Origin of the sequence: Marinomonas mediterranea MMB-1, assembly GCF_000192865.1 — a bacterium.
GTDB classification, from domain to species: domain Bacteria; phylum Pseudomonadota; class Gammaproteobacteria; order Pseudomonadales; family Marinomonadaceae; genus Marinomonas; species Marinomonas mediterranea.
Map to the genome: position 1 here is coordinate 1,553,985 of NC_015276.1, position 12,753 is coordinate 1,566,737.

Sequence of the window (12,753 nt, forward strand, 5' to 3'; positions counted from 1 at the left end):
CTTTTGTAAAAAGTGATACTTTTGTCGAATAGACAGACCGTATAATTCGAATAACAAGAGTGGATAACACTGATGTGGGTCAATAGGTCGTTAGCCTAACGTAGGTTCTTCGCTGAACCTTAAGTACACTTGGTTCTAGAAAAATTGCTTATAGCAGGGATATAGAGAATATGGTCGAAACAATGTTTAAGAGTGCAAAAGAGCGGCTCATTGCGTTTTTTGTTTTCTTAGCAGTATTGGCTGCTGGTTTGTACATCACTAAACTTTCAAATGAGAACTTTCTAAGCAGCCAAAGATTGTTGTTGTCTGGTATTGCACGATCTAAAGCGTCCGATATCGAGAGACAGATTTCTCACTCCTTTACGTCGGCGAGAATATTAGCCTATGAAGTAAAACGCGTTGGAGGGGTATTGCCTGATTTTGAAGATTTTGCGGCCAACATCAGTCAATCTGTGGGCGGTATTACGAGTTTAAACCTTTCGCCTAATGGTGTGATTGAGCAAGTTTATCCACGGAAAGGAAATGAAGTCGCACTTGGAATCAATGTATTAGAACACCCGAAGTATCGCGAAGCGTCATCACATGCAATTGCAACCAAAAGCATGATTACTGTCGGGCCAGTGACATTACGTCAAGGTGGCATTGCGGTTATTGGTCGTTACCCGATTTTTATAGAAGGGCAAAACGGCAATGACTCTTTTTGGGGATTCTCGTCTGCGCTCGTCAAGCTAGACTCCCTGTTTAAAGGCAGTGGTTTTGATAAATTGGAAGAAGAGGGGTATTGCTTTCGACTGACTCGCGAACACAAAGATACTGGGGCGTCATTAGAGTTTTATCACTCTGCTGCGAATCTTGAACATGATGTTATTACGACTTCTGAGATTAAGCTGCCTTCAGCAACGTGGGCGTTAACGATTTCTCATAGTGCTAAGCAAGGCATACTGAGTCGAACCATTGGGGGAGCCGTGATTAGTTTCTTGGTGGCTATAGCGCTTGCTATCGCGCTTTATTTGATACTGTTGCAGCCCCGTAGACTAAAAAAACAAGTGGTAGATAAAACCAAAGAATTACAGGAATTAGCCTATGGCGATCCGTTGACAGGTTTACCTAACCGCCGCTATCTCAATGAGCAAGTGCCGTTGTTGATACAGAATATTATTAAGTACAAGCGGTTTGGCGCGTTTATCTATTTTGATCTCGATAACTTTAAGTCGATCAATGATTCTATTGGCCATGATGTTGGTGACGAAGTCTTGTCTCAGGTTGCTATTAGATTGCAAAAAGTGATGGGCGATGCCGATAAAGTTCTTCGCTTAGGCGGTGACGAATTCGGCATTTTGTTAGGCGATGCGGGCTGTGAATTGCACGTTATTCAAATGGCAGACTCTATTCTTGAGGTGATTCAGCACACGCTAAAAGTGGGTGATAGGGAGTTTAGGCTCAGTACGTCCTTAGGTATTGTGTTTATTCCCTTGCATGGCTCCAACATTCTCAATCTTATGCAAAATGCCGATGTTGCTATGTATCAAGCAAAACGCAAAGGTAAAAATCGCTATGAAGTGTTCGCGGAAAATTTACGTCAAGCGACCGTTGAGTTAAACCAGGGCAGAATTTCGTTAGAAAGAGCGATCCGCGAGTCCGAGATTGAACTTTATTATCAACCTCAGTTCGACTTACAAAGCGGAATGATCGTAAGTGCGGAAGTGTTGGTAAGGTGGAATCATCCAAAACGTGGATTATTGTTTCCAGACCGCTTTATCCCGATGGCCGAAGAGACAGGTTTAATCGTCGCTTTGGGCAATTATGTTATCGAGAAGACGTTTGAATATCAGGCGAAACGAATTGCACAGGGGCTTCCTGTCATGCGTCTTCACGTTAATGTTTCGCCATTGCATGTAAATGATCCACATTTGCTCGATTTCATTAAAAAGATGGTTCATATCTACCAAGTGCCGGGTAACCTAATCGGCTTAGAAATTACCGAGACTGTATTGGTCGAAGATTTGGATCGAGTCGTCGAAATACTTTGCGCGATCAAAGCGTTAGGAGTGTGTATTTCTATCGATGACTTCGGCACTGGTTTCTCATCGCTGGGGCAATTGAAGAATTTGCCAATTGATATATTAAAAATTGACCGCTGTTTTGTGAAGGATATTGAGCGAGATCAGAATGACCGAATGATCGTCGAGGCGATTATTGCGATGGCGCATAAGTTAAAAATGGAAGTGATTGCTGAAGGCATTGAAACAGTCAAACAAATGGAAATGTTAGGGGGATACTATTGCGATACTGGGCAAGGTTTTCTTGTTAGTAAAGCCGTGCAAGAAGCCGAATTTAGTCAGATGACTCTGAATATTCAGGATAAGCTGATAGGCGCGGTAGACTCAGAAAACAAAGGTCAAGCAGGCGAAGGTGAGGAAAAAGAGGCGGTAAGCGCAGCACGCTAGCCGTCTCAGCTGTCATTGCTCAGTTGTACTAGCCCAGTTCTCATCTCTCTGTTCTTATTTCTTATTGCTTTGTCACGTACGAACCTCCGGTGTAGGCATCCAGTATCACCGCAGGTTCGTAAGGTTTGATTATATCTTTTTATCTTGTCTTTTAATGAGAGGGTGTTCAGCTTGTTAAGGCTCAACCTCAAACCACTCCGCCAGTTTTTCCCATTGCTCTTTTGATTGAGCGATAAGCAATTTACCGTTTGGCATGGTCGGAGAGTACTCAGAGCCATTTAGAAGTCGGCAATATCCGCCTGCTTCTTCAAGGATCATGACACCAGCGGCGTGGTCCCAAGGGTTCATCTTCAGGAAGAGGCCAAAGTTGAAGTGATCAATTGCCAATTGGCGATAAGCGTGACAAGACGGAAGGCTGTGTGTGCGAGCAAACGCGGTGGATTTAACGGCCAACTGTCGATTGACTTCTGGAGCGTAGGAATAGAAAGACAATATTCCTAGCATCTTTTCGATCTCTAATTCAGGCGTAACTGATAAGCTCACAGGTTCGCTATCTGGTCTGACTAAAAAGGCGCCTTCTCCTTTGTTTGCGTAGACGTAGTCGTCGTGTACCGGGTCGTAAAGCAAGCCAAAGACGGTGACGCCCTTTACGACAACCGCAATTATCACGCCGAAATCGGACAAACCATTGGCAAAGTTCCATGTACCGTCGATCGGGTCGATAATCATGCAGGTTTCGGCTGTCGCGATGTCCTTTAGGCGTTCTGGGGTGTCAGCAACGGCTTCTTCGCCCACAATAGACCAATCAGGAAACTCGTCCGCTACTTTTTCGGCGATATAGCGTTCACACGCTTGATCTGCGACGGTCACCAAATCAAGTTGAGTGGATTTACGTGCAATTTGATCCGCATCTAAGTGTCTGAAATGCGGCATGATAATGTCACGGGCAGCGTTGCGAACAATATTGATTATGATCGCTTGGCTGTCTTTATTGAGGTTCATGTTTTTAATCCCTAGTGCTATATTGAGTATTGTCATGGAAACTTAACAAACGAACTCATTGAATTAAGTATAGTAGTCGGCAATTTATAACGGTAAGGAAAGCATGCCAACATCGCCATCCTCTTCGGCAGTACAAGAGAATATCTATTTTCTCCTGAATGAAGTAGAAAAGCACTGCCATTTTGTTGAACTTTTTTTTAAAACGCACTCCGTTGAGTTGTTACCTCGTATTCGCGCCCGTCGTGGTTACGTTCAAACGCTGCGAGAAAAAATAGAACGGGAATGTGCTCGAATGATCGAGCGCCGTAAACCGGGCACCGCGTTTTATAATCAAGTTATCGCCACCCGAGCATTAGCAAGCGCGCTGCAAGGTATCTCTGCTCACTGTATAGAATGTGTGCAAGAGGGAACGCTGGCCGAATCCTATGAGCACCCTAGCAACGATATGTGTCGAAAGCTCATTCGTCGTGTCGACCGCTCGATCAATCTTGTAAAGCTCGGAATGGATACGTCCCAGCGTCGTACAGGGATCAAACTTGCTCGACGAACACGACGCTTACTGGATTTGTACGACGATATCCAAGCGAAAACGCTCGATGCTAAACACACGTTAACCGATGACCAGCTAAGAGCTGCCATTCTGTGTAATTACGGCCTTAAACGTTTAATCAAACAGCTCGCGCTGGTGGGTGAGGCGCTCATCAAAGCAGATCTTGGGCAAGTTGCGACCTTACAAAATTTCGATCACCTTAGAGATACTGCCTCATCGTTAAATTATGATCTCAATGATTTAAAAGTGAGGCGTTTAGCGTTGACCCGCTCTGGTAGTGCTATTGCTGCTATTTCCCATAAAAATGAAAATGGCAAAGACATCTTAGCGGTATACAAAGAAGGGGATCACACCAAGATTGAAGAAGAGGTGCAAGGGGTTAAGCATTGGCGCAAAGTCGATCCGAAACTTGCTCCTGATGTGCTTGCTCAAGCGAAAGCCGATGGTGAAAACTCAGCGTTGTTGATTGAACACATTCCAGGCAGCACCTTTGAGGCGCTGTTGCTGGAAGAACGCAAGAAAGGAATTCAACAGGCGTTAAAAGCCTTATTTAAAACGCTCAATCGAACGTGGCAAGCGACTTATACTAAAGAGCAATCTTACGCCAAGTTTATGCAGCAGCTTCAAAAGCGCATTGAAGACAGCAAGAAAGTGCACCCTGACTTTTTCTCGTCTGAACAAGTTGTATGTGGTCTTCGCCGGTTGGGCTTTGATGATTTGACTCAGTGCGTTGCCAAGAAAGAGTCCAGTTGGCGAGCGCCTTTCTCAGTGCTTATCCACGGCGATTTCAATGTCGATAATTTGATCTACGATGACGCTGAAGATCGTATTTATTTTATTGATTTGCATCGATCTGATTACTTTGATTACGTGCAGGATATCTCTGTCTTGATGGTATCGATTTATCGTCTTCAAGTGTTAAGTGGGTCGACGCGAAATCTAATGATGGAAAGCGCCAAAGAAGTTTACAAATTTGGTCGACGATTCGCCAAACGCCACAATGACACCACCTTTGAGCTTCGTCTGGCCGCAGGACTCGCGCGGTCTTTCGCTACGTCGACACGCTTTATTTTCGATAAAAAACTGTCGTCTAGAATGCATCTAAGATCGCGATACCTATTAGAAAAATTAGCCGAATTACCGCAAGAAAAAGAATCTAAGTTTAAAATTCCACTGAAGGAGCTTTACATTGAATAAGCCCAAAATCGGAGTCATTGGTACTCCGGGAAAATGGTCAACAGAAGTATTGGCTGAACGTTTAAAAGAACGTACTGGATACAGCCTCGTTATTGACATGAAGGATGTTGAGCTTCGATTGGATACCAATCAATTAATGTATAAGGATGTCGACCTTGCTCAATTGGATGGGCTGATTGTAAAGAAAATAAGCGAAGTGTATTCGCCGGCAACCGAAGATCGTATTCATATGTTGTCTCATATGGAAAATCTGGGCATTAAAATATTTAGCCCAGCCCAAAGTATGGGTAAGCTGATTAATCGACTAAGTGGCACGTTGGCATTGCAAGCAGGCAATGTTCCTATGCCAAAAACACGTATTACCGAGAGTGAAGAGCAGGCGTTTGCTAGCGTTCGAGAGTTTGGCTCCGCTATTTTAAAGCCGCTTTACTCAACGAAAGCGCGTGGCATGGAAATTCTGACAGAGAATGACTCCGACGAGAGCGTCAAGGCAACCTTGGCGGCATACCGCAAAGCGAATTCCATCTTCTACATTCAACAAACCGTAGAGCTGGATGGTCGTGATCTAGGAATGGTGTTCCTAGGTGGTGAATACCTATGTACCTATGCTCGTGTTGGAAATAAAGACTCTTGGAACACCACAATTAACAGTGGCGGGAAGTACGAGCTGTTTGAGCCAACGCCTGAACTGATTGAACTAGGACGCCAAGCTCAAGGCTGCTTTAACTTAAGCTTTACGACTGTAGACATTGCCTTAACGAACCAAGGCCCTGTTGTGTTTGAGGTGTCTGCTTTCGGTGGGTTTAAAGGTGCGCTCGAAGGGTGTGGTATTGATGCTGCGGCAGCGTATGCAGATTACGTACTGGAAGAGGTCGCTAAATAATGGGAACGACACAAAATAAAATGAATGAGTCGACGCAATCTCCTAATTATTTATTCACTGAGGATAGCTTAGCGGAAACACTGTCAGCGTGTCGTTTCCATGTGAACTTCGTATTTGGTGAACTTCAGGTTCAAGTGTTCAGTAATCACAATGCGCTATTGAAAGAGCTGACTGCCTACTACAAGAGCTACGCTAGTCCTCTTGATGACGCTTCTTCTAATACAGCAGACAACGCGTCAAATCACACGATGAACATTTATTTTGTTGAGCAAGATAATGTTGGTGATGATCTGGATTGGCTAGAAGTACCGCGAGAAGTGGGAAAAACAGGCAGAAAAGAAGGCTATCTTGATGTAGAAGATGGCCGTTGGATTAAAAAATTCAAAACGGGCATGTGCTTTTTGCAACGCAAAGCAAACCCAGTGGCCGTTGGTCGATGCTCTGAAAACTTGGCCCAAATGGTAAACTTCATTAACAATCAGTTTTTGAACCACCACCTTCGTCAGGGGTTCATATTAGGACACGCGGCGGCGTTTTCTCGTGTTGATGCTAACGGTGTGGCAAAAGTAACCGCGATTGCAGCAGGGTCAGGTGGCGGCAAATCGACCACCATGTTGCGCTGCCTTGAAGACAGTTCAAATCTTTTCTTAACGAACGATCGAATACTCTTCGAAAAGAAAACGCTTGATGATCAAACGCCCAAAACTCAAGCGGTCGGTCTTGCGAAACTTCCAAGAGTCAATCCTGGTACGTTATTGTATTCAGAACGTCTGCGTCACATTTTACCTGAGGCGCGTCAGAAAGCCCTTTTAGACATGCCGCAATCTGAGCTTTGGTCTCTCGAAGAGAAATACGATGTTCAGATCGAAGACGAGTATGGCAAAGACCGCGTCGCTTTAGTGGGCGAGCTTTGCCATTTAATTATGTTAGACTGGTCACTCAATTCAGACGAATCCACACGCCTTGAATTGGTTGACTTAACGAAAGAGCCAACCCAAATCGAAGGGCTACGTAAACGTCCAGGGCCATTCTATCAAGATGAGACTGGCAAATTTGCAGACCTCGATGTGATGGATTCAACTGAAACGTATTGCACAGAACTGAGTAACGTCAATGTGTATCGGTTAACCGGAAAGATTGATTTTGATCGGGCGTTTGAACTGATCAATGGGTTACAGAAGGCTCAGTAAACAGTCTAAGAAATGGAGTGAATTTACCCACTTTTAGGGTAAGTTCACTCATTGTTAAAAGCAACGCACTTATTTAAAAAGCAGTTATTTAAAACTCACGCATTAAAAAGTAAAGATATGAGCCAACGCAATATGACACGCTGCGCATTGATTCGACACGGAGCCTACGAGCAGTTGAAAAACGTGCCTAGCGCTCTACAGCCATTTCCTCTCACTGAAGAGGGGAAGAACGAAGTTCGCCGTCAGGCATGCCAGTTTGGTGATTGGCTCAACGCGTCAGGCATGAAGCTGGATCCGAACGTCGATTCATCTAGCTTATTGCGAGCTTGGCAGACGGCCACCATTTACATGGAAGAGCTAAAAGATTTCTTTGTTTCGACACCGACTCTGACAGGATACCCTGAGTTATGTGAGCGCAGTGTTGGCGCTGTCGCAAACCTAACGATTCCAGAGATAGAAAGGCTATTGGCGTTAGACCCTCGATTTGAAGTCCCCGCTGAAAACTGGAAATCGGACAGCTATTACAAACTGCCATTTGATGGCGCTGAGTCGCTTATTGAGGCGGGCGAGCGTGTCGCAAATCATATCTTACAATGGCAAAGTCGCGTCGATCACAGTGAAAACACTAGTGAATCTAAATTAAACGAATCTGAATTAATTAAGTTGTTTATTGGCCACGGAGCGTCCATACGGCATGCAGCATTTCATATAAATGTCATAAACTTTTGCGATATTAAGCAGCTTAGTATGTACTATGGGCATCCTGTGGTTTTGGAATTTGCCAATGATCAGCATCCGACCAAACTTTTCGGGGATTGGAAAAAGCGTCAGATCCAAGAAGTACCAGATTGATCCTGCCCACTCTGAAAATATAGGTTAATAATGCAAAATCCTCTACCCAAGGTCTCCAAACGTCCTCAGCACAAAGACATCATCGCCCGACTTCCAAAAAAATGGACGCCTTGGCCACATGATAAAAGCTCATGCAACGCCGCTGTTCGTGAACCGCACGAAGCACCCAATAATAAGTATTGGAAGAAGAAAGTCTACTGGCCTAAAAAGCCCGTTGTGTTCATCTCCGATCCTCATGCCGATGCAACGGCATTCGAAGCATCGTTGATTGGTGCGGGATTGGCAGAACGCCGATCAAAAAAAGACGGCCTGTGCAAATACCGACTTACCAAAGTGGGCAAGAAAACAGAGATTATTATTGGTGGCGACTGTCTCGATAAAGGCCCCAGTAATCTTGACCTATTACGTAGCGTAAAACACCTCTATCGCCTCAAGGCAAACGTAACCCTATTGGCAGGCAATCATGACCTGCGACTACTCATGGGCTTGCTTGCAATTGCACGTAAAAAAGACGTGGGTAACCAACACCTTTTCGTTCGTATGGGGAAAAAAGTTGTTCCTCTGTTTCGTGAAGTGTTCGATCAGTACCTTGATGGCAAAAAGTGGGATAAAAAAATTCCAGATGAAGACACGTGTCGTAAGAAGCTCTTTCCCGGTGATGAATGGTTTAATGAATTCCCGTTTCATGCCGCTGGCTTTCTAACGGCAGAGGGCATCGATCGAGAAGTGCGCAAGATGGAATCAAAATCTCACAGTTTTGAACAGCATTGCCGAGACGCAGGCTTAAGCCTTCGCCAAGTTTATGCCGCCTCTTTAGTATGTCAGAAACTGTTTCTACATAAAAAAGGCGAGTTTAACTGGTTCTATCGTAAAATGGAGTTGGTTGCTAAGCGTGGGTCTTTCTTATTTTTACACGCTGGACTAGACGATACCATGGGCGAACTGTTGCTTAAAAATGGCACCAAATACGCCAACAAAGCGTTCCATAAGAATCTACAGCGCCGCGACTTATTTGGTTTCTACTACAGCTCTATTGCCAATACTTTCCGTACAAAATACCGTGATGCAGATTTACCTTTAACAGAGCGGGGTGTCACTGCGATTCACCGAGCGGGTATAAAGGTCGTCGTGCAAGGCCATGTTAACCGAGATGAAGGTCAGCGAATCGCCATTAAAAAAGGCCTTGTTCATATTGAAGGCGATGTCACGCTAGATGAGCATTCGCGTCAACAAGAAGGCTTGGACAGCTATGGCATCGGTGCGACATTAATTGACAAGAAAAAAGGGGTTGTTGGTATCAGCTGTGATTACCCACTGGCGAAAGTACTACGACCAAAAGAACTTCATAATATTTACGCGTGATGGACTATGAAATCAAAAACTGAATTTAAGCATGAAGCATTGCTCGACGCGAGCGACATCCAAGATGTATTGAAAGCTATCTCGAAAGGTGTAGGCAAAGGCAAACTCGAATTCAGTGATGACAAAGACGGCGAACTGACCTTGGAACCACAAGGTCTTTTGCGCTTGAAAGTAACGGCGTCTGAAGAAGATGATCGTCAGCAATTCGAGATCAAAGTACGTTGGGAAAAGAGCCCCAAAGCCATTAGCAAGACGCCGCCTAAGATTGCATAATGCCTTTCACGGCGCGCACTAGTTCAAGCAAGGATTAATGTGCGCATAGAGTAGAGAGTTTAACAGCGGCTGTTAAACGCTGCTTATAATTATTTTTCTATAGACCGATCCATGAAGTTAGAACTGATTCAAGAAAAACACATTCTGCCTCTAGTGCAGATTGCCTGTGACACTCGTATCTCAGATACCAGCGGTGTCCCTGAAAACTGCAATGAAAAAGACGTTACGGGTTGGATGAACACCAGCTTAACCGTGCCTAGCGCCGAAATGCACTTCGTTCTTTCAATAGACGACAGCGTTTGCGGATGCTGTATCCTTAAAAAAATAGATTGGGATAAACGCGAGGCTGAATTATCGTATTGGCTAGGCGTCGATTACTGGGGAAAAGGGCTCGGCACGAAAGCCGCCAGATTGATGGCAGAAAACGCATTCAACATCCTTGGCTTCAAAAAACTCAATGCTCACTACCTAGAAATCGCTAATGCCCCTTCTGGTAAAATTCTACAAAAAATTGGCTTTGTCAAAGACGAAACACGAGCAGACTTAAAAGCAGAAGGACGCTTTCTACTGTGTGAAAACGACGTATGGACGTTCGTGACACTCAGTCGAGATACTTTCGGTCAAGACACTTTCAACTAAGAAAGCAACGCTTAACACTGATCACACCGCTGTCCGATAGATCAAGTACCTCTACTTTTTGAGAGGCAACGGAGGGCTGCTGTTAAATCACGAAAAAGGAAACATCATGGGCAGCATGGAAATGGAAAACTTACACGATTCATATAAATATTCGGGCTTTTGGATAAGAATGGTCGCGACGTTGATTGATTCAATATTGATGATGTTCATTACGATGCCGCTTCTCTATTCAATATACGGCGCTTCGTATTTTGATTCCTCTGCCGTGTTTCGCGGTGTGCCGGATCTCCTCATTAGTTATGTTTTCCCCATTTCCGTGACGATCCTATTCTGGGTTTATAAGTCGGCAACGCCTGGGAAAATGGCCATGAAACTAAAAGTCGTTGACGCTAAAACAGGAAACCCACCGTCTATTCAACAATCAATCATCCGATATGTTGGCTACTTTATTGCCTTTATCCCTCTGTTTTTAGGGGTTATATGGATTGCATGGGACCGTAAGAAGCAAGGCTGGCACGATAAAATGGCGGGTACCCTTGTTGTTCGCGCTCAGAATAACGTTGTGGAAGACGTGGATTTCTCAGAAGCCTAGCTTTCGGCGTTTAGCTTTTGAAGCGCAGCGCTAGTGTCGTTGCAACATTTACAGAAACCTATGCCTTGTACTGTGGTGGTAAAATTGGCTTGATTCAAGAATTCTATGTTTCTGCCACACAGCGCTCCTTAGGCGTGGGAGATAGGTTGTTAAATCAAGTCAAAGAACATGGCATCCAACATCGTTGGTCTTACATTGAATTATGCACCCCACCATTGCCCGAATTTGACAAAACACTCTCTTTTTACCAGCTGAATGGACTGAAACCAGTCGGCGGTCGAAAAATGAGAGTGTCACTTTAATAGTAATTTCTATCAATAAACTCTAAGCGACTGCGATGGCTTGAACGAGCTTTAAACTATTTTTGAGGTGAATGAAATTCACTTTCTTACTTCGTCTACCATGCTTTTTGAAAGTGTATTAGTATCGAGGATATAGTGAATGGATGGCCGAAATAAGGTGTTATCGCGATAAATATATAGATGTATGCCTATCCACATGGCACGGTTTTTATATAAAGCTGAAATCCTATTTAGATCAGAGTGTTAGAGGTTGGGTGAAAATCATGCCTGTGCGGCTGGGTATGACTATTAATAAAATGTTAGGTGAATGGAAAACATGAGTATCGAAATAATCATCGCTTTATATCAAGAAGACTATCTAACTGATAAAGAAGTTATTGATTGGGCAGATGATAAAATTCTGAAAGAGGAAGAACCTTTCGATTACTTGTATATGCTTTCTTTGAAAGGCCCAAGGCACTGCTTATCATTGCCTTCAACTGACTTCCCAATTGCAAAGCAGCTCACTTATTCAGAGCGTTTTGCACTGAGAGCAACAAAGTTAAACCTAGAGTCAGAAGAAGACTGCGATCACTTTAGGGAGTGGGTTGCTTCTGCAAGCTTAGGAGAAGATCTAAGTCTTCCAGAAGTCATGTTCGGTTATCATATCGACGAAGACTTTTATTGTACTGATAACCACTCTGGTGGATTAAAGTACTTCAAAGAAGAAATGCCAAACTTAATAGATAAAACAAAAAATTTAGCTGAGGCTCTATGGTCAAAAATCGCTTAACAAGTTTGTGCACAGGACTTAATTTCGATTACATCTTTTGCCATTGCTTCGCAATTGTACTGCAAAAGGCTCCACTCCAATCAAGCCTGTGGCAATGGCGTAGATTGGCTTGTAGATCATGACTCTATTGACAAGCATTCTTATATTTGTAATTACGTTTATAAAGAGCATATTTGACCTCTTTGTTTCCCCCTATCTATTCAAGAACGAACTAAGTTGTAAAACTACTATTGAAGCGGCGGAGAAAAAGAGGGCGCTGGAATCTAAATCAACGACGGCTGTATTCGTTATGGTCGCAATAGTAAGTGGTATTAATCTTTGGGGGACGGCAGTGAGCACTACAGAAAGCGATGTCAAAAATTTACAAGATAGAGTGGCAAAGATAGAGAAGCTTTTATATCCACCAGATGGTTCACCTGATATTACCGCTCAATTAGAGGAAGTAATCGACAGCATAGAAATGCTGGAGAAAGAAATCATTACGCTCTCATCAAGCAAAGCTGAAAAGACGGATCTTGATAAAGTGGTAAAAATACTGGCGCAGCTGCAGCCTGTTCTCGAGTCTTTAAAATCAAAATCTATTGTGAGAACTATGGAAGCAGAGAGGTGAAGTGCCAACCTAATCAGTCGGTCAAGCTCGCTCCCTGCGTTCGCTGGGACCTCCGCTTCGCTATGGCCCCTTACTCAAATCG

At 44.0% G+C, this 12,753-nt stretch carries 13 protein-coding genes; 12 read left to right on the forward strand and 1 reads right to left on the reverse strand.

Going from position 1 to position 12,753, the window contains the following annotated elements; translation table 11 throughout:
* Nucleotides 1-170: 170 nt before the first annotated feature.
* Entirely contained in the window at nucleotides 171-2,447 is a 2,277-nt protein-coding gene (locus MARME_RS06975) for a bifunctional diguanylate cyclase/phosphodiesterase (RefSeq protein ID WP_013660560.1), read from the forward strand.
* Nucleotides 2,448-2,621: 174 nt separating this feature from the next.
* Here the strand turns inward: MARME_RS06975 and MARME_RS06980 are convergent, their stop codons facing one another.
* Nucleotides 2,622-3,449, reverse strand: a complete 828-nt coding sequence (locus MARME_RS06980; RefSeq protein ID WP_013660561.1) for an inositol monophosphatase family protein — start codon at nucleotides 3,447-3,449, stop codon at nucleotides 2,622-2,624.
* Between the two features lie 103 nt (nucleotides 3,450-3,552).
* Between MARME_RS06980 and MARME_RS06985 the strand changes: the two genes are divergently transcribed.
* The 11 genes from MARME_RS06985 (at nucleotide 3,553) to MARME_RS07035 (ending at nucleotide 12,671) form a co-directional block, all read left to right on the forward strand.
* Complete coding sequence (locus MARME_RS06985) at nucleotides 3,553-5,196, forward strand: phosphotransferase (RefSeq protein WP_013660562.1); 1,644 nt, start codon at nucleotides 3,553-3,555, stop codon at nucleotides 5,194-5,196.
* Nucleotides 5,189-6,079 (forward strand): GAK system ATP-grasp enzyme, encoded by an 891-nt coding sequence (locus MARME_RS06990; protein WP_013660563.1) that lies wholly within the window; start codon nucleotides 5,189-5,191, stop codon nucleotides 6,077-6,079. The genes MARME_RS06985 and MARME_RS06990 overlap by 8 nt, the downstream gene beginning before the upstream one ends.
* Complete coding sequence (locus tag MARME_RS06995) at nucleotides 6,079-7,269, forward strand: HprK-related kinase B (RefSeq protein WP_013660564.1); 1,191 nt, start codon at nucleotides 6,079-6,081, stop codon at nucleotides 7,267-7,269. The genes MARME_RS06990 and MARME_RS06995 overlap by 1 nt, the downstream gene beginning before the upstream one ends.
* 117 nt (nucleotides 7,270-7,386) lie before the next feature.
* Nucleotides 7,387-8,121, forward strand: coding sequence for a histidine phosphatase family protein (locus tag MARME_RS07000; protein ID WP_223295017.1), 735 nt, complete (start codon nucleotides 7,387-7,389; stop codon nucleotides 8,119-8,121).
* A gap of 30 nt (nucleotides 8,122-8,151) precedes the next feature.
* A complete protein-coding gene (locus MARME_RS07005; protein ID WP_013660566.1) occupies nucleotides 8,152-9,483 on the forward strand; it encodes a metallophosphoesterase in 1,332 nt (443 codons plus the stop codon).
* 6 nt (nucleotides 9,484-9,489) lie between these two features.
* The gene (locus MARME_RS07010) at nucleotides 9,490-9,756 is read left to right on the forward strand and encodes an amphi-Trp domain-containing protein (RefSeq protein WP_013660567.1); all 267 of its coding nucleotides are present in this window, start codon (nucleotides 9,490-9,492) and stop codon (nucleotides 9,754-9,756) included.
* A 111-nt stretch (nucleotides 9,757-9,867) separates the two neighbouring features.
* Nucleotides 9,868-10,395 carry a GNAT family N-acetyltransferase gene (locus MARME_RS07015; RefSeq protein WP_013660568.1) on the forward strand — a complete coding sequence of 176 codons (528 nt, stop codon included), beginning with the start codon at nucleotides 9,868-9,870 and terminating at the stop codon, nucleotides 10,393-10,395.
* A gap of 106 nt (nucleotides 10,396-10,501) precedes the next feature.
* Nucleotides 10,502-10,987 carry an RDD family protein gene (locus tag MARME_RS07020; protein ID WP_013660569.1) on the forward strand — a complete coding sequence of 162 codons (486 nt, stop codon included), beginning with the start codon at nucleotides 10,502-10,504 and terminating at the stop codon, nucleotides 10,985-10,987.
* Nucleotides 10,988-11,004: 17 nt separating this feature from the next.
* A complete protein-coding gene (locus tag MARME_RS07025; RefSeq protein WP_190273424.1) occupies nucleotides 11,005-11,289 on the forward strand; it encodes an N-acetyltransferase in 285 nt (94 codons plus the stop codon).
* A gap of 316 nt (nucleotides 11,290-11,605) precedes the next feature.
* Nucleotides 11,606-12,061, forward strand: a complete 456-nt coding sequence (locus MARME_RS07030) for a hypothetical protein (RefSeq protein WP_013660571.1) — start codon at nucleotides 11,606-11,608, stop codon at nucleotides 12,059-12,061.
* Nucleotides 12,062-12,179: 118 nt separating this feature from the next.
* Nucleotides 12,180-12,671: a hypothetical protein gene (locus MARME_RS07035; protein ID WP_013660572.1), complete on the forward strand. Its 492-nt coding sequence runs from the start codon at nucleotides 12,180-12,182 to the stop codon at nucleotides 12,669-12,671.
* Nucleotides 12,672-12,753: the final 82 nt, after the last annotated feature.